Origin of the sequence: Microvirga lotononidis, assembly GCF_034627025.1 — a bacterium.
GTDB classification, from domain to species: Bacteria; Pseudomonadota; Alphaproteobacteria; order Rhizobiales; family Beijerinckiaceae; genus Microvirga; species Microvirga lotononidis.
This window is the reverse complement of the sequence record NZ_CP141048.1, coordinates 1,413,721-1,439,278: the sequence shown is the minus strand read 5'-3', so window position 1 is coordinate 1,439,278 and position 25,558 is coordinate 1,413,721. Positions and strand designations below refer to the sequence as shown.

General features: G+C 65.2%; 23 protein-coding genes. 11 read left to right on the top strand and 12 right to left on the bottom strand.

Annotation, left to right across the window (positions count from 1 at the left end; genetic code table 11):
* The first annotated feature begins 4 nt into the window (after positions 1-4).
* Both U0023_RS06770 and phnN read left to right on the top strand, forming a co-directional pair.
* Positions 5-1,144, top strand: a complete 1,140-nt coding sequence (locus U0023_RS06770; RefSeq protein WP_040638654.1) for an alpha-D-ribose 1-methylphosphonate 5-triphosphate diphosphatase — start codon at positions 5-7, stop codon at positions 1,142-1,144.
* A 4-nt stretch (positions 1,145-1,148) separates the two neighbouring features.
* Entirely contained in the window at positions 1,149-1,730 is a 582-nt protein-coding gene (phnN, locus tag U0023_RS06765) for a phosphonate metabolism protein/1,5-bisphosphokinase (PRPP-forming) PhnN (RefSeq protein ID WP_009763091.1), read from the top strand.
* Between the two features lie 75 nt (positions 1,731-1,805).
* Here phnN and U0023_RS06760 read toward each other — a convergent pair whose 3' ends face one another.
* A complete protein-coding gene (locus tag U0023_RS06760) occupies positions 1,806-2,699 on the bottom strand; it encodes a LysR family transcriptional regulator (RefSeq protein WP_009763092.1) in 894 nt (297 codons plus the stop codon).
* Positions 2,700-2,803: 104 nt separating this feature from the next.
* Here U0023_RS06760 and U0023_RS06755 point away from each other — a divergent pair, with 104 nt between their 5' ends.
* Positions 2,804-3,673, top strand: a complete 870-nt coding sequence (locus U0023_RS06755; protein WP_009763093.1) for an NmrA/HSCARG family protein — start codon at positions 2,804-2,806, stop codon at positions 3,671-3,673.
* Between the two features lie 41 nt (positions 3,674-3,714).
* Positions 3,715-4,188: an SRPBCC family protein gene (locus tag U0023_RS06750; RefSeq protein WP_009763094.1), complete on the top strand. Its 474-nt coding sequence runs from the start codon at positions 3,715-3,717 to the stop codon at positions 4,186-4,188.
* Between the two features lie 192 nt (positions 4,189-4,380).
* On the opposite strand, the gene U0023_RS06740 is transcribed toward U0023_RS06750, so the two are convergent.
* The 3 genes from U0023_RS06740 to U0023_RS06730 are packed head-to-tail and all read right to left on the bottom strand — an operon-like array spanning position 4,381 to position 6,705.
* A complete protein-coding gene (locus U0023_RS06740; protein ID WP_009763095.1) occupies positions 4,381-4,788 on the bottom strand; it encodes a DUF2000 domain-containing protein in 408 nt (135 codons plus the stop codon).
* Between the two features lie 32 nt (positions 4,789-4,820).
* Entirely contained in the window at positions 4,821-5,753 is a 933-nt protein-coding gene (locus U0023_RS06735) for an AraC family transcriptional regulator (RefSeq protein ID WP_009763096.1), read from the bottom strand.
* A 13-nt stretch (positions 5,754-5,766) separates the two neighbouring features.
* Positions 5,767-6,705, bottom strand: a complete 939-nt coding sequence (locus U0023_RS06730) for a LysR family transcriptional regulator (protein WP_040638655.1) — start codon at positions 6,703-6,705, stop codon at positions 5,767-5,769.
* Between the two features lie 90 nt (positions 6,706-6,795).
* Here U0023_RS06730 and U0023_RS06725 point away from each other — a divergent pair, with 90 nt between their 5' ends.
* The 4 genes from U0023_RS06725 to U0023_RS06710 all read left to right on the top strand — a co-directional run bounded on the left by U0023_RS06725 (position 6,796) and on the right by U0023_RS06710 (position 11,168).
* Positions 6,796-7,815 (top strand): NADP-dependent oxidoreductase, encoded by a 1,020-nt coding sequence (locus tag U0023_RS06725; RefSeq protein ID WP_085985168.1) that lies wholly within the window; start codon positions 6,796-6,798, stop codon positions 7,813-7,815.
* A gap of 221 nt (positions 7,816-8,036) precedes the next feature.
* The gene (locus tag U0023_RS06720) at positions 8,037-8,615 is read left to right on the top strand and encodes a L,D-transpeptidase (protein WP_009763099.1); all 579 of its coding nucleotides are present in this window, start codon (positions 8,037-8,039) and stop codon (positions 8,613-8,615) included.
* A gap of 264 nt (positions 8,616-8,879) precedes the next feature.
* Positions 8,880-10,100, top strand: a complete 1,221-nt coding sequence (locus U0023_RS06715; protein WP_407667411.1) for an epoxide hydrolase family protein — start codon at positions 8,880-8,882, stop codon at positions 10,098-10,100.
* Positions 10,101-10,115: 15 nt separating this feature from the next.
* The gene (locus U0023_RS06710) at positions 10,116-11,168 is read left to right on the top strand and encodes an alpha/beta fold hydrolase (RefSeq protein WP_009763101.1); all 1,053 of its coding nucleotides are present in this window, start codon (positions 10,116-10,118) and stop codon (positions 11,166-11,168) included.
* A gap of 171 nt (positions 11,169-11,339) precedes the next feature.
* On the opposite strand, the gene U0023_RS06705 is transcribed toward U0023_RS06710, so the two are convergent.
* From U0023_RS06705 to U0023_RS06680, 6 genes are all read right to left on the bottom strand, one after another.
* Positions 11,340-11,648 (bottom strand): UBP-type zinc finger domain-containing protein, encoded by a 309-nt coding sequence (locus tag U0023_RS06705; protein ID WP_009763102.1) that lies wholly within the window; start codon positions 11,646-11,648, stop codon positions 11,340-11,342.
* Positions 11,648-13,336: an FAD-dependent oxidoreductase gene (locus U0023_RS06700; RefSeq protein WP_009763103.1), complete on the bottom strand. Its 1,689-nt coding sequence runs from the start codon at positions 13,334-13,336 to the stop codon at positions 11,648-11,650. The genes U0023_RS06705 and U0023_RS06700 overlap by 1 nt, the downstream gene beginning before the upstream one ends.
* A 137-nt stretch (positions 13,337-13,473) precedes the next feature.
* Positions 13,474-14,697, bottom strand: a complete 1,224-nt coding sequence (locus U0023_RS06695; protein ID WP_009763104.1) for an MFS transporter — start codon at positions 14,695-14,697, stop codon at positions 13,474-13,476.
* Between the two features lie 319 nt (positions 14,698-15,016).
* Complete coding sequence (locus U0023_RS06690) at positions 15,017-17,317, bottom strand: xanthine dehydrogenase family protein molybdopterin-binding subunit (protein ID WP_009763105.1); 2,301 nt, start codon at positions 17,315-17,317, stop codon at positions 15,017-15,019.
* Positions 17,314-18,297, bottom strand: a complete 984-nt coding sequence (locus U0023_RS06685) for an FAD binding domain-containing protein (RefSeq protein ID WP_009763106.1) — start codon at positions 18,295-18,297, stop codon at positions 17,314-17,316. Before U0023_RS06685 ends, U0023_RS06690 begins: the two co-directional genes overlap by 4 nt.
* Complete coding sequence (locus U0023_RS06680) at positions 18,294-18,770, bottom strand: (2Fe-2S)-binding protein (protein ID WP_009763107.1); 477 nt, start codon at positions 18,768-18,770, stop codon at positions 18,294-18,296. The genes U0023_RS06685 and U0023_RS06680 overlap by 4 nt, the downstream gene beginning before the upstream one ends.
* Before the next feature lie 251 nt (positions 18,771-19,021).
* Here U0023_RS06680 and U0023_RS06675 point away from each other — a divergent pair, with 251 nt between their 5' ends.
* Positions 19,022-19,600 (top strand): TetR/AcrR family transcriptional regulator, encoded by a 579-nt coding sequence (locus U0023_RS06675; RefSeq protein WP_009763108.1) that lies wholly within the window; start codon positions 19,022-19,024, stop codon positions 19,598-19,600.
* Positions 19,601-19,938: 338 nt separating this feature from the next.
* Here U0023_RS06675 and recQ read toward each other — a convergent pair whose 3' ends face one another.
* Both recQ and U0023_RS06665 read right to left on the bottom strand, forming a co-directional pair.
* Positions 19,939-21,753 carry a DNA helicase RecQ gene (gene recQ, locus U0023_RS06670; RefSeq protein ID WP_009763109.1) on the bottom strand — a complete coding sequence of 605 codons (1,815 nt, stop codon included), beginning with the start codon at positions 21,751-21,753 and terminating at the stop codon, positions 19,939-19,941.
* Positions 21,750-23,021 (bottom strand): TIGR03862 family flavoprotein, encoded by a 1,272-nt coding sequence (locus U0023_RS06665; RefSeq protein WP_009763110.1) that lies wholly within the window; start codon positions 23,019-23,021, stop codon positions 21,750-21,752. Before U0023_RS06665 ends, recQ begins: the two co-directional genes overlap by 4 nt.
* A 152-nt stretch (positions 23,022-23,173) precedes the next feature.
* On the opposite strand from U0023_RS06665, the gene U0023_RS06660 reads away from it, so the two are divergent.
* Positions 23,174-23,638, top strand: coding sequence for a CAP domain-containing protein (locus U0023_RS06660; RefSeq protein ID WP_009763111.1), 465 nt, complete (start codon positions 23,174-23,176; stop codon positions 23,636-23,638).
* Between the two features lie 140 nt (positions 23,639-23,778).
* Complete coding sequence (locus U0023_RS06655) at positions 23,779-25,557, top strand: SLC13 family permease (protein WP_009763112.1); 1,779 nt, start codon at positions 23,779-23,781, stop codon at positions 25,555-25,557.
* Position 25,558 lies beyond the last annotated feature (1 nt).

Below are 25,558 nucleotides of genomic sequence, written 5' to 3'. Positions count from 1 at the left end.
AGCCATGACCCCAGAACTCATATTCACCAATGCACGCATCGTCCTTGCTGACGAGATCATTGAAGGCAACCTCAAGATCCAGGACGGCATCATCGCCGACATCTCGAGCGGGAGCTGCAGGGCAGGCGAGGACTGGGACGGCGATGTGCTGATCCCGGGCTGCGTCGAGCTGCACACCGATCACCTGGAGACCCATTTGCAGCCGCGCCCGAAAGTTCGCTGGAACATGGATGCGGCCCTTCAGGCCCATGACGGTCAAATCGCGACGTCAGGGATAACGACGGTGTTCGACGCGCTTCGGGTCGGCCTGGAGGGCGACACCGAGTTCGGCTCGCGCGAGATGTCGGCCATGGCGGACGCCATCGCGTCGGCGAGCGCCGACGGACGCCTGCGCGCGGAGCACTTCATCCATCTGCGGTGCGAGGTGTCGGTGTCCGACGTGGTGGATCATTTCGACCACCTTCGAGGGAACGAGCGGGTGCGTCTGGCCTCGCTGATGGATCATGCGCCCGGTCAGAGGCAATTCGTCAGCCTGGAAGCCTATCGTGTCTATTACCAGGGCAAGAAGAAGCTCAGCGACATCGAATTCGCCGCCTACAGCGAGCGACGTATTGCGGAATCGACCGCAAATTCGGGCCGCAACCGCCAGCTTCTCGCCGACCGCTGCCACATGGACGGCATCGCGATCGCTTCCCACGACGACGCGACCCGAGAGCATGTGGAGGAGAGTGTCTCGCTCGGAGTGGCGCTGGCGGAGTTCCCCACCACGATCGAGGCCGCGACGCTGTCACGAGAAGCGGGACTGCACGTGCTCATGGGCGCGCCGAACATCGTGCGGGGCGGTTCTCATTCGGGCAATGTTTCGGCCATCGACCTGCTTCATGCCGGCGCGCTCGATATCCTGTCCTCGGATTATGTACCGTTCAGCCTCGTCCAGGCAGCCTTTCTTCTCGCCGAGCGGGCGCATGTCAGCCTGCCCCATGCAATACGCCTCATCACGGCGAATCCGGCCGACGCCGCGGGACTGTCGGATCGCGGCCGCATCGAAATCGGGCGGCGTGCCGATCTGGTGCGTGTCCAGACTTCCAACGGCCGTCCACCCCGGGTTCGCTCGGTCTGGCGGGAAGGGGGCCGCGTTGCGTAGAGGAATGTTCGTCGCGATCGTCGGCCCCAGCGGAGCGGGCAAGGATACGGTCATCAGGGCGGTTGCGGAAGCTTTGCGCGATCGGTCCGGTATCACCTTCGTGCGCCGGGTCATCACCCGTTTGTCGGACGGCGTCACCGAGGATCATGATACGATGACCCCGGATGCGTTCGAGGCCGGACGTGCTGCCGGTATGTTCTGTTTGAGCTGGGGGGCGCACGGTCTCTTCTATGGGCTTCCCCTCTCTGCCCTTGATGCCGTCGGCCAGGGTAATGTCGTCGTCGCGAACGTGTCCCGTTCCGTCCTTGCCGAAGCGGTGAAAACATTCGGCCGGGTCGCTGTGGTCGAGATCACGGCCGACCCGGAGATTCTGCTCGGGAGGATTCTGGCGCGTGGCCGGGAGAGTGCGGAAGAAGCGAGAAGGCGTATCGCACGGTCGGCCGATACCAACCTGCCGCATGCGACGTGCAGTTACGTGCAGATCGACAATTCCGGCCCTGTCGAAATTGCAAGAGATCAATTAACCAAGGTACTCAGCGCATCTATCCTTTCAGACCTTGAGAGAGAGCCGCCGCTAAGGGCATAAGCCGCGCGCGCTGACATCGGGCCGAGCGGAATGCGGGCCAACCCGGTATCTGCGTATTCGAGGAATATCGATGCCTCATTCCGCGATATAGGCGGACAGCTCGTCAGGCGTTCCCATCGGAAAGGCTTCTTTGAGGTAATCGAGGAATGCGGATACGCGAGCGCTGAGGAGGCGCCGCGACGGGTAGAGCGCCCACAAGGTAATGTCTGGTCCTTCGACATTGCCCCAATGCACCAGCGTGCCGGCAGCCAGATCGTGATTCACCAGCGACACGGGCAGGCGTCCGACGCCGACGCCCGCACGGACCGCATCCCGAACCATGATCAGCGATGAAAGGTGGAGGACCGGGTCAACCGTGAGGCGTGATCGTCCGGTCGGCGTCGTGAGATTCCAGGATGCAAGACGCTCCCCGGTTCCGCGCACGACGGCCGGAACGGCGAGATCGTCCGCCGGCCGAACGAGGTTCGGGTTTGCGACGACCACCAGCCGGTCGTGCAGAAAGACCCGTCCGACGAGGCTTTCATCCGGATCCGGATTCACCCGGATCACGAGGTCGTAACCTTCCTCCACCATGTCGACGGCCCGGTCCTCGGTCGTGATCTCAAGCCGGACGTCCGGATATTTCAGAGCGAACCCGGCGGCGAGCTTTCCCATGGCGGTCTGCGAGATGAGCAGCGGCGCGCTGATCCGCAACCTGCCTCGCGGCTTGGCGCCGCCCGCGGCGATCGCTGCCGCGGTCTCGTCAAGTTCGGTGAGCAGCGCCCCCGTTCGCTCGAAGAGCGCCCGTCCTTCCTCGGTGAGCCTCAGCGCACGCCCTCCGCGCTCGAACAGGCGCAAGTTGAGGCAGCCCTCCAGTTCCGTGACCCGGCGGGACAAGGTCGCTTTTGGGCGCCCCGTGGCGCGGGCGGCCCGTCCGAACCCTCCATGTCGGGCGACGAGGTTGAAATCGGCGAGGGCAAGCAGGTCCATCTGTTCCACCAGTGATACGGTCTGTCCAGATATAGCGCCTATCGGCCCGGATGTGGATCGCCGATCTTGACGATGTCCTTTGACAAGAACCCGGAGTGATCCCCATGACCATCCTCGTAACCGGCGCAACCGGCACCGTCGGCCACCACGTCGTCCAGCAGTTGACGAAGCGCGGCGCCGATGTGCGCGCCCTCGTCCGCGATCCCGCCAAGGCCAATCTCCCGGTGGAGGCTGCCGTCGTGCAGGGCGACCTGCTCGACGTCGACGCGCTGCGTAGTGCGTTCTCAGGCGTTTCCACCCTGTTCCTGCTCAACGCCGTGGTGCCTGACGAATTCACCCAGGCGCTGATTGCGCTCAACGTTGCCCGAGAGGCGGGCGTCGAGCGGATTGTCTATCTGTCGGTGATTCACAGCGACCTCTACGTGAACGTGCCGCACTTCGCGGGCAAGTTCGGGGTCGAGCGCATGATCGAGCAGATGGGGCTCGGCGCCACCATCCTGCGGCCTGCCTACTTCATGAACAACGATATCACGGTCAAGGATGCGGTGCTCGGACACGGCGTCTACCCGATGCCGATCGGCGACAAAGGGCTCGCGATGATCGATGCACGCGACATCGGCGAGATCGCAGCCATCGAGCTCCTCCGCCGCGAGCAGGCCGCCGGTCCACTCCCGCTCGACCGGATCAATCTCGTCGGTCCCGATACGCTGACCGGCGCGGCCGCCGCCGCGATCTGGTCGGAGGTTCTGGGGTGCCCCATCGCCTATGGCGGCGACGACACCGCCCAATTCGAGCAGGGCCTGCGGCAGTTCATGCCGAGCTGGATGGCTTTCGACATGCGCCTGATGAGCGAACGCTTCCTCATCGAGGGAATGCTTCCCGAAGCGGGAGACGTGGCCCGCCTGACCACGCTCCTGGGGCGTCCCCTGCGCTCCTATCGCGATTTCGTCGCCGAGATCGCAGCCTCGGCCTGACGGCCGATCGCTGCTCATCATTCACGAGAAGGACCATCGTCATGATCTATTCGACCGCCACAATCCCGGTGAACCCGGAAGGAGAAACCAAGCTGACCCGCGCGCAGGCATGGGCCGGTCTGGAACTCAAGGCCCGCGACGCCCGCTTGTTTCTTCCGCCGGGCCTCTGCACCCGATGCGACGTCGTCGAGGAGAGCCCAACGCATTTCGTGCGTGAAGCCACGATCGGTGGGGCCGATCTGCGCGAGATCATCACCCTGGAGCCCGAGAGCAAGGTCACGTTCTTTCAGGCGACAGGGCCGCGCGAAGGCGCCATCGTCAATGAGCTTTTCGAGGATGTCGACGGCACGCTCCAGCTCCGCTTCTACTGCTACCTCGGCCTGCGTGGCAATGCGCCGAACGGCCCTGAGGAACAGGCCGAGCAGGCGCAGTTCGACAGCGACAGCGGCTACAAAGCCGCTCTGCTGTCCACGCTGAAGCGGACCCGCGAGCTTCTCGCGGAGGGCCGCCTCTGACCACCAGGATCATCGGCAATGGGACGCCCTGACGGGACGTCCCGCCTTTCGAGGTTGCGGCCATGCAAGATCCCATGACCGACAGCATCGGGACTCCCCTGGCGAAGATCCTGGTTCTCGGAGCGACCGGCCGCCTGATCGTTGCCCAAGCGGTGGCGCGAGGGTACGACGTCACCGTGCTCGTGCGCCCTCTCAGGGGTGCAGACGCATGCCCTTCGTCGCTTTGTCGATGTCCTTCTTCGGACCGTAGAGCGCGAGGCCGACAAGGTCCGGAGCATCGGCCGGTTCGGCTCGGAAAACCGCGCGGTTGGCGGCGTCATGCCCGGTTTCGAACATGGCTCGGACATAGGCGCTGCGCGTCAGGCTCCGATTGAGCGAGTGCTGCCAGGCCCGGTGCAGCGCCTCCGTCGAGGCTGCGAAGATCAGGATGGGCTGGCCGAGCAGGCGGCCGTGGAAACGTCCCGCAGCGTCTTCGTAGGGCTTGCCCATCGCCTCGGGAACCGCTCCTGCAATCCCGGTTGCGAGAAACGCGGTGACATTCAGCTTCTGCCACACCGCCAGATCCTCATGAACGAGGATCGCCACCTTCGTGTCAAACATCGAATTCTCCCGTCGAGCGCATGCCGGGAGAGTTATTCGACGGTGACCTCCCCGTCTGGAACGTTCGTGCACCCCAGTCGATAGGCGGCCGGGGTCAGGCCGTAGGCACGGCGAAACCAGCGGCCGAGATGGCTTTGGTCGGCGAAGCCGCTGGCGAAGGCGGCCTCAGCCGGCGGGACTGCCGAGCGAAGCATCGCACGCGCCTTGGTCAGCCGGACCTCGACGAGGCAAGCGTGAGGCGAGGTGCCGAAGCGACGGCGGAAGGTACGGGACAGCTGAAACCGGTCGGTTGCGCCGGCCGCATGGGCGAGGTCCTCGAGGCTGAACGGCTCGTCGTAATGCGCCTGGATGTAGTCCATCGCCCGTTCCGCGACGGGCGAAATGACGGCGGGCGCCGGCCGCGCCCCTCGGCCCAGGTGCTGGCGCAGCTGTTCCACCACCCGATCCCGTGCCGCGTCTGCCGCGAGACGCGGGGCGGCGGAGATGATGGCGCGGCAGGCCGCCGCGATGGCCTCGCCGAGTTGCCGATCGTCGGCCAGCGTCTGCCGGAACCCGATGTCGGCATCCCAGCCGCCCATCTCCTCCCGCAACCAGGATTGCGGCAGATAGAGCATGCTGTAGCGAAAGCCCTTCTCATGCACGGCCTGCCCGTCATGCCGCTCGCCGGGCTCGATCAGGATCACCCGCCCTGCGGTGCTCTGGCGCCGTTGTCCGCGGCAGAAGAAGTCCTGGACGCCCGCATGGGTCACGCCGACCAGCCACTCGTCGTGACTGTGCATGTCGTAAGCGTGGCCGTGAAACTGTGCCGTTACGGCTTCGATCCCGCTGTGTCGGTCGCGCACGAGATGTACGAAATCGGCGCAACGGGCATTCGAGGCATTCCCCCGAACCCGAGAAGCCGGTGCTTGTGAGCAATCCTTGCCATGATCGTGCAATGCAGACCAGCCAGTCTCGTCCATCGGCATCAATCCCTCTCCGTCAGACCGGCACTCCAGTCTCGGCCGTCATCCGCTCCTGGAAGATCTCCTGCAACCGGGCGATGAAGGCGCGCACGGCTGGATTGGCACGGCGACTTTCCGGCCAAAGTGCGGTCATGTTGTCCCGCTCGACGGCGAATGGGGACAGCACCGGAACCAGTTCGCGGCGTGCGACATAGGGCGCCGCCACGAAGGTCGCCACCATGCCGATTCCGCCGCCGGCCACGAGCGACGCGACCAATGCGTCGCTTGCGTCCACGACAAGGCCGGATGGCGGTGCGATCTCGATCGTTCGTTCCCTGATCCGAAACGGCCAGCGGAAAACCTGTCCCGTGCTCTGATACCGCAAGCTGACCGTGTCGTGTCCCGCCAGTTCGTCCGGGTGTGTTGGGGTGCCGCGTGCGGCCAGATAGGCTGGTGAAGCGAAGGCGCAGATTCGGTGCGCCGCGAGTCGGCGCGACAAGAGCTGGGAATCAGCGACGTCGCCGATGCGCACCGCAACGTCGATTCCCTGCGCGATGATGTCGATCATCTGGTCGTTCAGCCGCAGATCGACCGTCACCTTGGGGTGAAGCTTGAGGAACTCGGGCAGCGCAGGTGCTATCACATGCACGCCGATTGGCAGGGACGCTGCAATTCGCAGGGTGCCCGACGGCTCGGACCGCGCCGCCCGCGCGGCCTGCTCGATCGCTTCCGCGTCGTGCAGCAGCTTGAGCGCACGCTGATGCAGCTCGCGGCCCTCTGGCGTGAGTGTCAGAGAGCGGGTCGTGCGGGTGAAGAGCGATACGCCCAGACGCTGCTCAAGCCGCTGAACGCTCTTGCTGACGGCCGATGGCGAGATCGAGAGCGAACGGGCGGCAGCGGTATAGCTGCCCATTGATCCAGCACGCGCGAATGCGATCAGGCCGGTCAATCGCTCCAAGGCAACTTGTTCCTTCATGGCATGATTAAAGCGCCACGAGCCCTCATTATCAACCCCGGATCGCCTGAGTATTTAGCCCATCAGACAGCATGGCGTCCGATGGAGGTTCTGGTGAAAGATACGATGAAGGCGATTCAGTTTCATGAATTTGGTGGGCCCGGGGTGCTGCGATACGACGATGTTCCGTTGCCCGAGCCGAAGGCCGGCGAGGCGCTCGTCCGCGTTCGCGCCATCGGGCTCAATCCACCCGATTGGTACTTGCGCGAGGGTTACAAGATGCTCCCTCCCGAGTGGCAGCCGAAAGTCTCGTTCCCGATCATTCCGGGAACGGACATCTCGGGCGTCGTCGAGGCCGTCGCCGACGACGTGACGCGCTTCTCGGTGGGGGACGAGGTCTATTCGATGGTGCGCTTCCCCTATGGTCTTGCGGGGGGCAGCAAGGCCTATGCCGAGTATGTGAGCGTGCCGGCGTCGGAACTTGCGCCGAAGCCGGCAGGGATCGATCACGTGCAGGCCGCGGGAGCGCCCATGTCCTTGCTCACGGCATGGCAGTTCATGATCGCGCTGGGGCATGACGAAGCCAACCCGCTTCAGCCGAAGCGCCATGAACCGGTGCCGCTCGCGGGCAAGCTCGTCCTCGTGAATGGAGCCGCAGGCGGGGTGGGGCATCTCGCGGTGCAAGTGGCCAAATGGAAGGGCGCGCATGTGATCGCCGTCGCCTCCGGGAGGCATGAGGCGCTTCTCCGCGAACTCGGCGCCGACGCATTCATCGACTATACTGGGACCGCGCCGGAGAACACGGCCCACGACCTCGACCTCGTCATCGACGCCGTGGGCGGGCCCAGCGCCAGCCGTTTCCTGCATACCCTGAAACGCGGCGGCGCCCTTTTCCCGATCTTTCCTTTGGGCTTCACCGGTGCCGACGAGGCCGAGACGCTGGGCGTGTCGGTTTCGACGACCCAGGTTCGCTCGAGCGGTGCGCAACTGGCGGAGGCCGGGCGCTTGCTCGATGACGGCACTCTTCGCGTCGTCATCGACAGCACGTATCCGCTCGCCCAAGCGCGCCAAGCTCACGAACGGGCCGCGAAGGGGCACATCCATGGGAAGATCGTGCTCGAGATACATTGAGCTTTCACGCTTCAGAGAATCAGGGCCGGCCGGTGGTTGCGCGATGGATCGTCGGCCGGTCGACGAGAACGTTCACTTGAAGGCCACGGGTCTGCAACCACGCCAGACATCCGTTCCCGATCGGACAAGTGGTATCCCCCTGGGGCACTCCCGATTCGTAAGGAACCGGCGATCGGACGTTGCGCGTTAAAGCTATGCCATTTCACGCAAGGGAGGCTCGCATGATCCGCTCTGTGCTCACGGTCGTGGTATTTGCGTGCAGTGCGGCGTTTGCAGGTTCATCTCAGGCTCAGCCTGTTGCCTCTCTCGGCGGAGAACCTGCCAGCTTCTTTGGCAGCCTGTTCAGCGGGCCGAGCTCCCCCACGGCGCGACGGCTGGTCGTGTGGTCGGGCGCTCAGCGGCCCGGCACGATCGTCATCTCCACCAGTCAGCGGCGGTTGTACTACGTCCTCGGCAACGGGCAGGCCATCCAGTATGGCATCGGCGTCGGGCGCCCCGGCTTCACCTGGGCGGGGACCAAGACGGTCAGCATGAAACGGGAATGGCCTGCTTGGACTCCCCCGGCCGCAATGCTGCGGCGACGCCCTGATCTGCCGCGTTACATGCCCGGCGGCCTGGACAACCCGCTGGGGGCTCGGGCGCTGTACCTCGGCTCCTCCATGTACCGGATCCATGGCTCCAATGAGCCGCAGACCATCGGGTATGCCGTCTCATCCGGGTGCATCCGGATGACCAATGCGGACGTCATCGACCTGTATGGTCGCACCCGCCTCGGCACGAAGGTCGTGGTTTTGCGCTGACGGGAAGCGAGACGCCGATAGACTTGGCTAAGGCTTTGCTTGCAAGGGCGGCGGGCAGGCGTATCTTGTTCGCAGCCGCTAAAGTCCTGCGTTGGACCTTGGCTCCCCGACGAGCCGCTTTTAATCGACAGCTTTGTCGACGTCGCTCCTGTACTGCGTGGTTTGCTCTGGCCAGCAAGGAGAATGACGATGTCCTTTCTCATCACTTCAGCCGGGATGCTGCTTGTCGCGTCGGTCGCTGTGCTCGCCGTCGGTCTGGCGCCCATGCCTTCAGCGGCGCAGCCCGCCCTATCGGGCGCCGCGACTGAGGACACGTCCATCCGCCCATTCCGCGTCACCATCCCCGACGAGGCCCTCACCGACCTTCGCTACCGGATCGCCGCAACCAAGTGGCCGAAGCAGGAAACGGTCCAGGATCCATCGCAAGGCGTACAGCTCGCAACCATGCAGGCGCTCGCGCGCTACTGGTTGACGGATTACGACTGGCGCAAGGCCGAGGCGAGGCTGAACGCCTTGCCGCAGTTCATGACCACCATCGATGGGCTCGACATTCATTTCATCCATGTTCGCTCGCCGCATCCGAATGCCTTGCCGATCATCATCACGCATGGCTGGCCCGGCTCGATCATCGAGCAGCTGAAGGTCATCGAACCGCTGACCAACCCCACGGCCCATGGCGGCAACGCATCGGATGCCTTCGACGTCGTGATTCCGTCGCTGCCGGGCCATGGCTTCTCGGGCCAGCCGACGGCTCCCGGATGGGACCCGCAGCACATTGCCCGCGCATGGAGCGAACTCATGATGCGCCTCGGCTACACGCGGTTCGTGGCGCAGGGCGGTGATTGGGGGGATGCGGTGTCGGAGCAGATGGCCGTGCAGGCCCCACCGGAACTGCTCGCCATTCACACCAACATGCCGGCCACCGTGCCCGACGAGATCGCCAAGGCGCTCCAGGACGGCGGACAGCCGCCCTCAGGGCTGTCCGCCGACGAGAAACGCGCCTACGATCAGCTCGATTATTTCTACAAGCATGGCCTTGCTTATGCCCAGGAGATGAGCAACCGCCCGCAGACGCTGTATGGGATCGAGGATTCGCCCATCGGTCTCGCCGCCTGGATGCTGGACCACGACATCCGCAGTTACGAGCTCATCGCACGCGTCTTCGACGGCAAGCCTGAGGGTCTGACGCGCGACGACATCCTCGACAACATCACGCTCTACTGGCTGACGAACACGGCGGTCTCGTCGGCGCGTCTGTACTGGGAGAACAAGCTTGCCTTCTTCGCTCCGAAGCACATCACCATCCCGGTGGCCGTGAGCGTCTTCCCGGATGAGATCTATGCCGCGCCGAAGAGTTGGGCCGAGAAGGCCTTTCCCAAGCTGATCCATTACAACCGCCTCGACAAGGGCGGGCACTTCGCGGCCTGGGAACAGCCGGACCTCTTCGTCCAGGAAATGAGGACTGCATTCAAGCCGCTGCACTGAGGGAACGGAGGGCCAATGTCCAAGGAGATCGATCAGAATCGCCGCCGCTTCTTGAGCGCTGCCGCCATGGCGGTTGCCGGTGCCGAACTCGCCATGGCGGGTTCGGCAGAAGCGCAATCGAGCCCCGGAGAGGCATCGGCTTCGCCGGAAATCAGGCTGGGCACGAACACGTCGTTCGGTCCGCTGAAACAGATCGATGCCGGCGATCTGAGCGTCGGATATGCGGAGGCGGGGCCTGTCGATGGTCCCGTGGTCATTCTGTTGCACGGCTGGCCCTACGACATATACAGCTTTGTCGATGTCGCACCGATATTGGCCTCAGAGGGATTCTGGGTGATCGTTCCGTATCTGCGCGGCTATGGCTCGACGCGGTTTCTGTCCGACGAGACGGTCCGGAGCGGCCAGCCGTCTGCGCTTGCCGTCGATGTCGTGGCGCTGATGGATGCCCTCAAGATCGAGAAAGCGACGCTCGCCGGATTCGATTGGGGAGCGCGGACGGCCAATATCGTGGCGGCGCTCTGGCCGGAGCGATGCAAGGCCATGGTGTCCGTGAGCGGTTACCTGATCGGCAGTCAGAAATCCGGCGGCATACCGCTGCCGCCCCAGGCCGAGCTGCAATGGTGGTACCAGTTCTATTTCGCCACCGAGCGCGGCCGCGCCGGCTACGACAAATACCGGCACGACTTCAACCAGCTCATCTGGCATCTCGCCTCACCGAAATGGGCTTTCGACGATGCCACGTTCGAGCGCACGGCAGCATCCTTCGCCAATCCGGATCACGTCGATATCGTCATCCATAACTATCGCTGGCGGCTCGGCCTGGCGGACGGCGATCCGAAGCATGAGGTCCTGGAAGTGCAGCTCCTCGCATTCCCGGGCATCAACGTGCCGACCATCACCCTGGAAGGAGACGCCAATGGCGCTCCTCACCCGGACCCCCGGATCTATGCCACTAAGTTCCTGGGCAAGTATGAGCATCGTCTGATCACCGGCGGGATCGGCCACAATCTTCCTCAGGAAGCGCCGCAGGCCTTCGCCAAGGCCGTGGTCGATGTCGACCGCTCTTGATCGGCGGTCCACCGGCGCTGAGCCGCCGCTGTCGATGAGGCTGGGTTCTGGCCGGTGATCAGACTCCCATCGACGACGGTGACGCGCTCCCAGTCGGCCGAACATGAATGCGAGAATCTTCAAGCCTGGATCGGGAATCAGGATCTCGAACCGGTGATCGCACTGAAGAACTCAGTAAAAGCGCGGGATTGGACCGTTCTGTGGCGTGGTGTTGTCGCCGAGGTCCAGAAAGACTTCGTCGACGTAGCACCACCCCCAGCCTTCGGGAGGATCATAGCCCTCGATGACCGGATGACCGGTTGCCTTGAAATGCTTCGTCGCGTGACGATTGGGCGAGTCGTCGCAGCAGCCGACATGGCCGCAAGTCCGGCACAGGCGCAGATGCACCCAGGGGGACCCGATCTTCAGGCATTCCTCGCAACCGAGCGCGCTGGGTGTGACATGCCGGATATTCGCCGAATGGCTACATTGACCGTCCATCAGACCATCCTCGTCGCTTGTGGCATACTTGGGTGCCGGTCATCCTTGGCAAGACATGCGTGCAAGGCCGCCACGACCTGGGCGCCTTCGCCGACGGCTGTGGCCACTCGCTTGACGGAGCCTGAACGCACGTCGCCGATCGCGAAGACGCCGCTGAGGCTGGTCTCCAGCGGATGCCGCTCCTGGCCTGCTCGACTGCCGGTTTGGATGAAACCCTTGCCATCGAGGGTTATGTCGCTGCGCGCGAGCCAGTCGGTATTGGGATCTGCCCCGATGAACAGGAACAGGTGGCGGATCGGACGTGCCGTTTCTTCACCCGCGCGGTTGCACCAGCGGAGCACTTCGAGATTGCCTTCCTGTCCCTCCAGGGCCGTTACCGTCGTCTCGGTCAAGACCTTGATGTTGGGCTGAGCCATGATGCGCTCGACCAGGTAGTGCGACATGCTGGCGTCCAGGCTTGCACCGCGCACGAGGAGCCACACCGTCTTGACATGGCTCGCCAGAAAGACGGCCGCCTGTCCGGCCGAATTGCCGGCCCCGACGAGGGCGACCTCCTGGCCGGCGCAGAGCCGCGCCTCGAGGGGTGAGGCCCAGTAATGAACCGATGATCCTTCGAACTGCGCAAGGTTGGCCATGTCGAGACGACGGTAGCGGGCGCCGCTGGCCACGATCACCGCCCGCGCGTGGATCGCCTCATCATCGCTCGTCCGGAGGCAGTAGTGCCGGCCGGTATCGTCTGTCGCGATACTCAGATGCTCCGCCTCGTCGGGGATGGCCATTTCCACGCCGAATTTCTGCGCCTGATTGTAGGCCCGCGCCATCAAGGCCATGCCGGAGATCCCGGTCGGAAACCCGAGATAGTTCTCAATGCGGGCGGAGGCGCCGGCCTGCCCGCCGAAGGCCCGGCAATCGAGCACGATGACCGACAGTCCTTCCGAAGCGGCATAGACTGCAGCCGCTAGGCCGGCCGGGCCGGCTCCGACGATGGCGACGTCATAGAGCTTCGACGCATCCATCGGCTTTACCAGGCCGAGGCAGCGTGCGAGTTCGCGCTCTCCCGGATTGAGCAGGAGCTTTCCATTCGGACACAGCACGATCGGCAGGTAGTGGCGGCCCACGTGAAACCGATCGACAAGGGTCCTGGCACAGGAATCCGTTTCGGCGTCCAGGATGCGGTGCGGGTGGCCGCTTCGGGCGAGGAACCCTTGCAGGCGCAGCACGTCGACGCTGTCCTGAGGCCCGATGATGATGGGTCCGCTGCCGCCGCTTTCCAGAAGGCCGACGCGACGCAGGATGAGAGCCCGCATGACGCGCTCGCCGAGGCTCGCCTCCTGAACCATCAGGTCGCGCAGCCGCCGCGAGGGAATGACGACCGCATCCACCGGCTCGATGGCCTCGGCCGTCACGAGCGAGGGACGGTCGGAGAGCTGCGCCAGCTCGCCTGAGAAACTGCCGGGCCCATGGACGACGATGGTCTCGCGCTGGCCGCCGCCGGCGTCTTGGGTGACCTCGACCTTGCCGGACACCACCACGATGAGCCCTGGGGAGACCTCTCCGGCTCTCACGATGCTCTCGCCGGCGGCAAAGGACGCAGGCTCGCCGAACCGACGCATCCGGACGAGATCGTCCGGAGACAGCGTGGGAAACATCTGATCGCGACGGGCAAGGTAGGTGGCGGACAAGGACATGATTTCCACCATTCCGCTCAGGTTATGGGGCGCAGCCTATCCTCTGTCGCCTCCATTGAACAGGACCCATCGGCCGCAATCCCTTGCGGACTCACGGTCCGAGCATGCAGGCTCCATCGGGCTCCTGAGGCGAGGGCTTATCGCGCGGGATCGCTCGCCTTCGACGCGGCCAGCCCCTGCTCGACTCCGAAGAGCAGCAAAGCCAATGCGCCCATCAAGCCACCGGTCGCAGCCGTCGCCATCCAGCCGCCCCAGTGATAGGTGATCGAACCGGCAAGGGATCCCAGCGCGCCGCCAATGAACGTGGCCGTCATGTAGAGGGCATTCACGCGCCCCCGCACCTCCGACGGCACGGAGAAGATGATGCGCTGGCTGACCACCTGATTGCCCTGGACGGCCGCATCGATGAGGATGGCGAGCACGGCCAGCGTCCCGAGCGCTGCTGCGGCCGCAGCCCAACCTGTCGCAAGGAACCCCAGCCCCAGCATGATCATGGCGCCGGCTGTTGCAGCCCGCATGTGCCCGCTGTCGGCGAACCGTCCCGCGAGCGGAGCAGCCAGCGCTCCGCCGGCTCCAGCAAGGGCGAACAACCCGATTCCATATTCTCCCAGCCCGAAGCGCTCGGCCAGCATCAGGGGTGCGGCGGTCCAGAACATGTTGAACGCCGCGAACATCAACGCCTGATAGACGGCGCGCCAGCGCAGGAACGGCAGCTTGCGCAACAGCCCTGCCATGGACACGAGGATCTGGCCGTAATGCATCCTGCTCTCGGGCTTATGGGTCGGCATCAATCGGGCGAGCGCCGCGCCGATCGCCATCATGAGGACGGCCGAGCTCCAGAACACGGCGCGCCAGCCGAAGCTTGCGGCGATGAAAAGCGCGACGGGCCGCGCCAGCATGATGCCCGTCAGCAGGCCGGCCATGACATTGCCGACCATCCGGCCGCGCCTCTCGATGGGCACCAGATGGGCCATGAAGGGGATGAGCACCTGGGCCCCGGTCGAGCATAAGCCGATCAGGAACGCGGCAACGAAGAAAGGGACGGTCGCCGTCGACAGGGCGGCGCCGATGAGGCCGAGCGTGGTGCAGGCGAGCGTGACGAGCACCAGCGTCTTGTTCTCGATGAGATCGGCCAGGGACACGAGCAGGAACAGGCCGAGGCCGTAGCCGATCTGGGTGACGCTCACAATCGATCCGGCGAGGTCGGGGCCGATGCCGAGCTCCGGCGCAATGGACGCGATCAGGGGCTGCGCATAGTAGAGGTTGGCAACGAGGGCTCCCGTGGCGATCGCAATCACCGTGACGAGAAGAGGCGATGGCCCCTGGCCGATCGCCAGTGGATCTTCCAATGTCTTGGGCATTCTGGTTCCAGATGGTCCGAGGGGAGGGCAGGCGCCGCTCTCGAACGCAGCCGACAAGCTGCACGGGGTCGAGGGCCAGGCACGGCCGACCCGATCTGTATCAGGTGCTCCGGCTTCCGGCCACCGGTTGTGCAGCTCGGGTGGTATGACATGAATGCAAGGCGCGTGATGTGTCGGCCGTGCGCGCTCGATCGGCTCCGGATCGGGATGGCTTAGATGCTCAGCGAGGGACAGGCGACGTACGCCCACGGTTCGCAGTGCTCCCTCGCCGAGCGGCGAACTTCCTGGCGGCTTGAGGCCTGCGAGATGCAAGATCACCTCATATCAGGCTCTCCAGAGTGATGGGGAGGCGCCGGATGCGTTTGCCGGTCGCGTGGAACACGGCGTTTGCAATCGCCGGCGCGACACCGACAATCGCGAGCTCGCCCACCGCCTTTCCACCCAGAGGAGTTGCGTCGTAATCGGGAATTCCCACCGAGATGGTCTCGATGTGCGGGATGTCGGCATTCGTCGCGATCCGATAATCGGCGAGGTTCGAGCTCAGGATGCGTCCGTTGCGCGGGTCGGTGATGCCTTCCTCGAGGAGGGCCATGCCGATTCCCATCACGATGCCGCCCTTGAACTGGCTGTCGGCGAGTTTCGGATTGTAGAGCCGCCCGGCATCGAGCGCGGAGACGACGCGCGATACACGGATCGTGCCGAAATCCTCGTCCACCCTGACCTCTACGAAGTGGGCGCAGAACGAGTGACGGGATTTGGGGATGCCTGTTCCTCTCTCCATTCCGGCCATGGTGGTGAAGAACTTCAGCCGTTCGTCGTTCGACCGCTCCTTCTTCGGCAACGTGTCGCGGGTCACTTCAAGGACGTCTCGCCCGGTTGCCGCCATCAGCTCGGCAATGCTGATCCCATCGCCGCTCGGCGGCGCGATTCTCCCACCCGCGACGATCAGTGTGTTGGCCCGATCGCGCAGGGGCGAGTTGGGGTCCGTGAGGCCGAGCGCGATCAGCTCCTCGCGCGCGGCAAGCGCCGTTGTGTGCACGGCTGCGGTCATCAGATTGGCAAGCTGAGATCCACCGGCGACTGGTGCGCGGGGCAGGCGCGAGTCTCCCAGCTTCGTCGTCACCTGTTCGACCGGCACGCCGAGCGCATCGGCGGCCGTCTGTGCGAGGATCGTGTACGTGCCCGTTCCCATGTCGATGGCACTCGACAGCACCTCGACCGAGCCATCGGCGAGGATTCTCACCATCGCCTCACCGGGGCTCGAATAGACCGGATGAGTCCCGCATGCCATGCCCCAGCCGATCAGCTGACGCCCCTCCCGCATCGACCGCGGCGCAGGATCACGACGCGCCCAACCGAACGCCTCTCCTCCCACCGCGTAGGCCTCCCGAAGGCGCCGCGACGACCATGGTTTGCCGGTTTCCGGATCGACGTCCGGCTCGTTGCGCAGACGCAACTCCACGGGATCGAGACCGAGTTCGACGGCCAGCTCGTCCATCGCGCATTCGAGCGCGAAAGCACTCGGGTTCTTGCCCGGCGCGCGAAAGGCACCCGGCGTCACCGTGTTCACGGGTACGATCCGCTGGCGCGAGCGGAAGTTCGGAACGGCATACATCATGGACGTGACGACGCCGAGCGTCTCGATGAACGTGGCGTTCGCGGCGGTTTCGTTCGAGCCGTCGTGATCGATTGCGAGAAGCTGACCGTCCCGTGTGGCGCCGAGCTTCAGGGTCTGGCGGGTGGCCGGCCGGCCGCCATAAGCCGTGAAGGTCTGCGGCCGTGATACGGCGAGTTTCACCGGTCGGCGCAACATCCGGGCCGCGATGGCGGCCGCGGCTGAATGGGGCAGCGCTTGGCCCTTGGAACCGAACCCGCCGCCGACGAACGGCGAGACGACGCGCACGTTCTCGAACGGCAGTTCGAACCATGTCGCATAATGCTTGGCCATCCCGTCGACCCACTGGCTCGGCTCATAGATGGTGAGGCGATCGTCGGCCTCCCAATGAGCAATCAAACCGTGCGGCTCGATCGGGACATTGTATTCCCGAGGTGTCTCGTATGTCGCCTCGACCACCACGGGCGCATCCGCGAGCGCATCGTCCGGGTTGCCCCAATCCTTGTCGAGAGGGACCGGGTTGCCGTAACCCGAGCGCGGATCGTCGTGTGTGGCAATGACTGGCTGCGGTTTGACTTCGACGCGCACCAACTGCGCCGCCGCCTGAGCCTGTTCCAGCGTGTCCGCCACGACGGCCGCGACAATCTCGCCGTTGTGGCGGATCTCGGTCGCGAATGGGGTGTAGTCGTCGCCTGGCGGCTTGTTGCCGAAGAAGTCGGGTTGCGACCGGAGCGTCAGGCTGTTGCCGGCATCGAGCACAAGGCGTACGCCTGGACTTGCCTCCGCGGCACTCCTGTCAATCGCGACGATCTGCCCTGCACCGACCGTGGACTGGATGATCACGCAATGAAGAAGGCCCTCCAGCCGATGCTCCAGCGCATAGGTCGCAGCGCCCTGAACCTTCGAAGGCCCGTCCGCTCGGACGATCTCACGGCCAAGCGGGCCGCTGGACGGAGACCTGTCCGAGGCGTCGCCATGTTTCATCCGGGTTTCGACACCGATCATTGGATGCCTCCAGCCTTCAGGATCGCGCGAGCGACGACCCGGGGTGCAAGTTCGATCTTGTAGGCATTGCCGCCATGGAATTGCGCGCCATCAATTGCAGCCATGCTCGCCTCGCGGATCGTCGCTTCATCCAGGATGCGGCCACGCAAGGCATCTTCGACAGCGATCGCGCGCCACGGCTTCGTGGCGACGCCTCCGAGCGCGATGCGGATGTCGCGGATCGTCACGCCGTCAGGATCGATCTCGATCCCAACGGCAGCGCTCGCGGCCGCGAACTCGTAGGATTGGCGGTCGCGGACTTTCAGGTAGGTGGAGTTCGGGGCAAGGGGCGTCGCCGGGACTGCAACGGCCGTGATGATCTCACCGGGCTCCAGAACGGTCTCCCGCTCGGGCGTCTCCCCAGGCGTCAGGAAGAACTCCTCGATCGGGACGGCGCGCATATTGGTCTGGACGGTCGCCCCCAAGGCCGTCAGGGCAACGGCAAGATCACCAGGATAGAGTGCGATGCAATGTTCGCTGGTGCCGAGTACCGCATGATCGCGGGTGATCCCGCCGATCGCTGAGCAGCCGGTGCCCGGGGCACGCTTGTTGCAGGCAGGAAAGCCGGCTGGATCACGGAAGTAGGGGCAGCGGGTCCGTTGAAGAAGATTACCGCCGATGGTCGCCATGTTGCGGAGCTGCGCCGATGCCGCCGAGAGCAACGACTCCGCGATCGCAGGGAAGTGCCGCCGGATGCCCTCGTCATCCGCCACGCGGCTCATGGGGGCGAGTGCTCCGATGGTTGCTCCGCTCTCGCCGACGGTGATCGTGTTCAGGCCTGGGAGGCGTGTCAGATCGACGACCGTTTCCGGGCGTGCGACCTCGCATTTGGCTAGGTCGAGAAGCGTCGTGCCACCGGCCAGCAGCATCGCGCCGGGACGTCGCGCGAGCGTTGCAGCCTCCTCGAGACTGGTTGCACGGGAGTAATCGAAATTCCTCATGACGCTGCCTCCGCCGCCTTCCTCACGGCCGATACGATGTTGGGATAGGCCCCGCATCGGCAGAGATTGCCCGCCATGAACTCGCGGATCTCGTCGTCAGAGCCGGCATGTCCCTCGCGAATGCACGCAACCGCCGACATGATCTGCCCCGGGGTGCAGTAGCCGCATTGAAAGGCGTCCTCTTCCATGAAGGCCTGCTGGACCGGGTGTGGCGTACCATCCGGGGCTGTCAGGCCCTCGATGGTTGTGATCGCGCAGCCCTCAGCCTGGACCGCAAGCGTCAGGCAGGCGAGAACCCGCTCCCCGTCCACGTGCACCGTGCATGCGCCGCACTGGCCCTGATCGCAGCCCTTCTTGGTGCCTGTCAGGTGAAGGTGCTCCCGCAGGGCATCGAGCAACGTCACGCGCGGTTCCAGGGTCAAGGCATGCTCTTCCCCGTTGATGTGCAGTTTCACGGGCCTGACACTCACCATGAGCTATCTCCCTTCGGGAACCGGTCCTTCCCTGTGCTCCAGGGGAGGCCGTCTGTATCCTTGCCTGCCGATGACAAGCGGACATTTGAGTGCAATAAGATCCTCGGGGCTCTTCATAAACGGAGGCCCCTCCGGTTAGATCGAGATAGAGGCTGCGGATAACGGATCAAGGCCGGTCCTGAGAAAATTGTAGAGAGTTGGGAACGGGCGGTCAGGTGCGGTCAGCAAGGAATTCTCACGCGCAGGCTTCGATGGCCGCGAAACCATTGCGGGCGGATGCGCGTCGCAACCGCGGCCGGCTGATCGAGGTTGCGGCCAAGGCTTTTGCAAGCTCAGGCGTCGATGCCTCGCTGGAGGCGATTGCCCGCGAGGCCGGCGTTGGGCCGGGAACCCTTTATCGCCATTTCCCGACCCGCGAGGTGCTGATCGAGGCGGTGTATCGCCGGGAGGTGGAAGCGCTGGTTGCCGCGGCCGAAGAGTTGGCCCGCACCAGGAGGCCGGATGAGGCCCTGGCTGAATGGATGCAACGTTTCGTTGGGTACATGGCGACCAAGCGCGGGATGCGCGACAGCCTCCGGCTTCTCCTCGAGTCGAATTCGCCGCTCTTCGCGCAGACCTCAGGGGTCGTTCCCCTGGCGTTCAAGTCGCTGATGGAAAGAGCAGTTCAGGCCGGGGCGATCCGACCGGATGCGAACAGCGCCGACGTCCTGCATGCCCTCTCGAGCATTTACTCCGCGTCGGACGGGCCGGATTGGCAGGATCGCTCCAGAAGGCTCGTTAGCCTCATCATGGATGGGCTCCGTTATGGAGCATCGCGAACATCGGATTAGAACAGCGCCACAGAGCTTCCACACATCGGGAACGCCCCTGCGCTGATCAATCTTGCCAATGCACGCTGACCCGTCGTGGATTCATGACCCACTCTGTCGGAGCGAGCGGAAGCCGGGATGCGGAGTAATCCAGGCGTCGGGCCGATGGCCGCGGTCAAATGCCGGGCGAACGCCGCAACAATTGCTGGGAGCAGGCACGCGCTACAGCATCGGACTCGATCCCGAAAGTGGGCCTACTTTTGGGTCCGATGCTCTGGCGCGTTCGCATGCTCGGATTCACCGTCAACAAATGCGGCCAAGTGAGGAGGAGAGATGATTCCACGACAGTGGAAGCAGCTCTAAGGCGACCGTGCCTCGGCATGTGCCTTCAGCACGGCGAGAAACGCATCCGCATAGCGATCGAGCTTGGCCTGTCCCACCCCGTGGACTTCGCCGAAGGCCCGCACGGTGGTCGGGCGCTTGGCCGCCATGTCGATGAGGCTGCGGTCGGAGAAGATCACGTAGGCCGGCACGCCCTCTTCCTTGGCGAGGCGCGTGCGCAGGCCCTTCAGGTCGAGGAGCAGGGGATCGTCGGACGGGACGACGGATTCCGCCTCCATCCGGCCGCGCCTGCGGCGGCGCTCAGCGGGCTTCATGAGCACGTCGGAGCGCAGCTCGATCCGCTCCTGGCCCTTGAGCACGGCGACGCCTTTGTCGGTGAGCGTCCAGCGACCGTACTCTGCCAGCTCCAGGCCGACGAGTCCGGCGGCGTAGATCTGGCGCAGGAGCGAGCGCCATTCGGTCTTGGAGCGGTCGTTACCCACCCCGAAGGTCTTCAGCTTGTCGTGGCCGAAGCGCCGGATGGAATCCGTCTCCTCGCCCACGAGGATGCTGATGAGATGCTCGGTACCGAAACGCTCGCCGGTGCGCACGATGGCGGAGAGGAGCTTCTGGGCCTCGATGGTGCCGTCGAAGGACATGACGCCGTCGATGCACAGGTCGCAGTTCCCGCATGGTTCCGCGCTCTCGCCGAAATAGGCGAGCAGGGTCTGGCGGCGGCAGCGCGGCGCCTCGCACAGGGCCACCAGCGCGTTGAGGCGCTGGCGCTCCACGCGCTTCTGCTCGTCGGATGCATCGCTCTGCTCGATCTGCAGGCGGCGCAGGCGCATGTCGTCGAGGCCGTAGAGAGTGAGCGTGTCGGCGGGTGCGCCGTCGCGCCCCGCGCGGCCGATCTCCTGGTAATAGGCCTCGATGGATTTCGGCAGGGCCGCATGGGCGACGAAGCGCACGTCGGGCTTGTCGATGCCCATGCCGAAGGCGACGGTCGCCACCATCACGACCCCGTCCTCCTGCAGGAAGATGTCCTGGTTCTTGGCGCGGTCTCCCTGAGGCATGCCCGCGTGATAGGGCAGGGCGCGGTAGCCGGCCTGGCTCAAGGAATCGGCGAGCCGCTCAGTGGCATCGCGGGACGAGCAATAGACGATGCCGCTCTCGTGCCGGTGCTTGTCGAGGAAGGAGAAGAGCTGGCGCCGCGAATGCTCCTTGGCCTGCATGGCGAGGCGAAGGTTCGGCCGGTCGAAGCCGTGGATGAAGAGGCGCGGCTCCTCCTCGAACAGGCGGTGCATGATGTCGCCGCGCGTTGCCACGTCGGCGGTCGCGGTGAGCGCGATAGTCTGCACATTGCCCAGCCGCTGGCGCACCTCGCCCAGCATGGCGTATTCCGGCCGGAAATCGTGGCCCCATTGCGAGACGCAATGAGCCTCGTCGATGGCGAGCATGTTCACGCCGGCCCGCGCCAGCCATTCGGTCGTGCCGGTATTGGCCAGCCGCTCCGGCGAGGCATAGAGGAGGCGCATGCGCCCCTCGCGGACCGAATCCACCACGCGGCGGTTTTCGTCCGGGTCGTTGGCGGAGTTGAGGCTTCCCGCTTCGACGCCGAAATGGCGGAGCGCCGCCACCTGGTCGCGCATGAGGGCGATGAGAGGCGAGACCACGATGGTCAGGCCTTCGCGGGCGAGCGTCGGCAGCTGGTAGCACAGGGACTTGCCCGCGCCGGTCGGCATGACGGCGAGAACGTCCTCGCCGGCCAGAACAGCGCGCACGATCTCCTCCTGTCCTTCACGGAAGGAGGGGAAGCCGAAAACGTCGTGGAGAATCTTGGCGGGGTCGATCACGAATGCCGTGTGGCCGATGACGGATTCAAGGTCAATGCGTCATCGGGAATCTGCAAGGCGGCCAGAACGCCTCTTGCGGCCGCCAGGCCGGTGGCGAAGGTCGCCTGGAGCAGGTAGCCGCCGGTGGGCGCCTCCCAGTCCAGCATCTCGCCGGCCACGAAGACGCCCGGCATCCGCTTGAGCATCAGGTGGTCGTCCAGTTCCGCGAACGGCACGCCGCCGGCGCTGGAGATGGCCCGGTCGAGGGATTTCGTGCCCGTTAGCGTCAGGGGCACGGCCTTGATCAGGCCGGCGAGGGCACCGGGTTCGGACGGAAGGGAAGGAGACGCTTCCCGGAGCAGGGCGATCCCGACGGGGCTGAGACCGGCGCTCTTGCGCAGGAACGTGGAGGCGGACTGGCCCTTCCGCGGGGCGCTCAGGCGCTTCACGAGCGCCTCCTCGGACAGGTCGGGCCTCAGGTCCAGATGCAGCGTAGCGTGGTCCGACCGTTCGATGGCGTCGCGGAGCATGGCCGAAAAGGCATAGACCGCTCCGCCCTCGATTCCGTCCGCCGTCACGATCGCCTCGCCCTTCACGGTCCTGCCCTCGAAGGTCAGGGCGATTCGCTTCAGGGGCTCGCCCTCGAAGCGGCTGCGCATGATCTCCGACCAGGCATGGGTGAAGCCCATATTGGCGGGGCGCAGGGGCGAGACCGCAATGCCCTGCTCGGCCAAAAGCCCCGCCCAGGTTCCGTCGGAGCCCAGTCGTGGCCAGCTCGCGCCGCCCAGCGCCAGGATGGTGGCATCGGGCTTGACGCGGACGGTCTGGCCGGCCGGGCCGATGAAGATCAGATCGCCGTCCTCGTCCCAGCCTTGCCAGCGATGGCGCAGCGCAAAGCGGACACCGAGATTTTCGAGCCGGGCCAGCCAAGCCCGCAGGAGGGGAGAGGCCTTGAAGACCTTGGGGAAGATGCGGCCGCTGGAACCCACGAAGGTCTCCTGGCCCAGGCCCTCGCACCAGGCGCGCAGGTCCTCGGGACGGAAAGCCTCGATGAGAGGGCGCAATCGCGGCTGGGCGTCGGCATAGCGGGCGACGAAGCGCTCGAACTCTTCCGAATGGGTGAGGTTCAGGCCGCCCCGTCCCGCCATGAGGAGCTTGCGCCCGACGGACGGCATCCGGTCGTACACGGTGACCGAGAGGCCCGCGCGCCCGAGGACCTCCGCGGCGATCAGCCCGGCGGGGCCGCCGCCGACGATGGCGGCTTCAGGGGAGGAGGGCTTTGAGGACATGCGGTCAGCTGACGCGGGAGGGTGTGGAATCTGGACCCTCACGCTTCAACATGGCATGCAGCGTCATCGGGTTCATGGCTTCTGCACATGAACGCCACAGGCACTTTTTGCAAGGGGAGCGGCGCCTGAACGCCGCCCGAAGGGGATTTTCGATGCGTGCTCTCATCATCTCGGGCCTGGTTGCCCTGGGGCTGGCCGGCTGCGCGGGCGATCTGGCTCTCACCCCGAAGGATACGGTCCTGGCAAGTTCCACGCGCGACGCTGCCGAGGCCGCCCGGCTGATCTCGGCCTATCGCGTGTCGAAGGGCCTGAGCCCGGTGACGGTGGACTCGACCCTGAACAAGGCCGCCGAGCATCAGGCCCGGGCGGTGGCGGCGGCAGGCCAGCTCAGCCATGGCAGCTTCGCCAGCCGCATGAACGATTACGGCATCATCGGCTATTCGGCCGAGAATCTCTCGGCCGGGTCCGACTCGGTGGACGGCGCCATCGGCCGCTGGAAGGCCTCGCCCGGCCACAACAGCAATCTCCTGATGCCCCAGGCCCGCAAGATCGGGCTCGCCCGCGCGGATGCGAACAACCGCTACGGCCGCTATTGGGCGCTCGTTCTCGGGCAGTAAGCTGGGGCATTTTCCCTGAAAGTGGGCACCGGTTCCAAGGAGGACAATGCAGCTCCTTGTTTTCCCGAGGGCGGGCCGCTCTCGGGCACCAACCGAGGCGTGACGCGTTAGGATAGACATTCCTCTCCTTCGCGTTCCGCATGACCCACCAACAAATGCTCTCCTTCGCCATCGTCGCCGGGATGATGGCGCTCTTCGTTTGGGGCCGCTTCCGCTACGATCTCGTCGCTGTCCTGTCGCTGCTGGTGGCCGTGCTCGTCGGCATCGTGCCGCCCGACAAGGCTTTCTCGGGCTTCAGCGACGACATCGTCATCATCGTGGCGAGCGCGCTGCTGGTGAGCGCCGCGGTCGCGAAGTCCGGCATCCTCGAGGCCGGGCTCAACCGGGTCGGGCCTTATCTGCGCACCACGCAGATCCAGGTCGTCGTGCTGGTCGGCGTGGTGACGGTTCTCTCGGCCTTCGTGAAGAACATCGGCGCGCTGGCGATGATGATTCCCGTCGCGTTCCAGATCGCCCGGCGCACGAACACGCCACCATCGAGCTTCCTCATGCCGATGGCCTTCGGGTCACTTCTCGGCGGCATCGTCACCCTGGTCGGGACTTCGCCCAACATCATCGTCTCGCGGATGCGGCAGGAGCTTCTGGGCCAGCCCTTCGGCATGTTCGACTTCACGCCCGTCGGAATCGGCATCGCGCTCGCAGGAATTGTCTTCCTCGCCTTTGGTTACCGCCTGCTGCCCCAAGGCCGAAAGGGAGCCGCATCCCTCGATGCGGCGCTCGACATCAAGGATTACGTGACCGAGGCGCGGGTCACGTTCGAGTCGGACGTGGTCGGGCAGACGGTGGCCGATCTTCACAGGCTCGGCAACGGGGAGGTAAAGGTCGCGGCCATCATCCGCCGCGAGACCCGCAGCTCCTCACCACTTCCGGATGCCCTGCTCCAGGAGAACGACGTGCTGATGCTCGCGGGCGAACCGGATGCGCTCGAAAGCACCGTCGCGCGGGCCGGCCTGAGGCTGAGCCGCGAACACAGGCTGCCGGCCATCGAGGAGGCTACGGACGAAATCGGCGTTATCGAGGCCATCGTCGGGCCGAACTCCGTCCTGAGCGGCCTTTCGGCCGAGCGAATCGGCCTTTACGAGCGCTTCGGGGTCAATCTCATCGCGGTCAGCCGCAGCGGCGAACGGTTCAAGGAACGGCTTCGCACCATTTCGCTGCGTCCGGGCGACGTCATCGTGCTTCAGGGCAACTTCAAGCGGCTCCCCGACACCCTGCGCGATCTCGGCTGCCTTCCCTTGGCGGAACGGGAGATCCGGCTCGGAAGCGCGCGCCGGAGCCTCCTGCCGGCGGCGATCCTCGCCGGCACCATGATCCTGGTCGCCTTCAACATCCTGCCGGTCGCCATCGCGTTCTTCGGCGCGGGCGTGCTGCTCGTGCTGTTCGGGTCACTGACCTTGCGCGAGGCCTACGAGACGATCGAGTGGCCCATCATCGTCATGCTCGGGGCGCTGATCCCCGTCAGCGAATCGATCCGAACGACGGGCGGAACGGACCTGATCGCCGGCTGGCTCTCGTCGGCTGCCAGCATGCTGCCGCCGACCGGGGCGCTCGTGCTCATCATGGTGGCCGCCATGGCCGTGACGCCGTTCCTCAACAATGCCGCGACGGTGCTGGTGATGGCGCCGATCGCGGCGAGCTTCGCCACCCAGCTCGGCTTCAGACCAGATGCCTTCCTCATGGCGGTGGCCATCGGGGCGGCCTGCGATTTCCTCACGCCCATCGGGCACCAGTGCAACACGCTGGTGATGGGCCCGGGCGGGTACCGGTTCGGCGATTACTGGCGGCTGGGACTGCCACTTTCGATCCTGGTGGTGGTGGTCGGCGTGCCGCTCATCATGCTGGTCTGGCCGCTGCAATAAA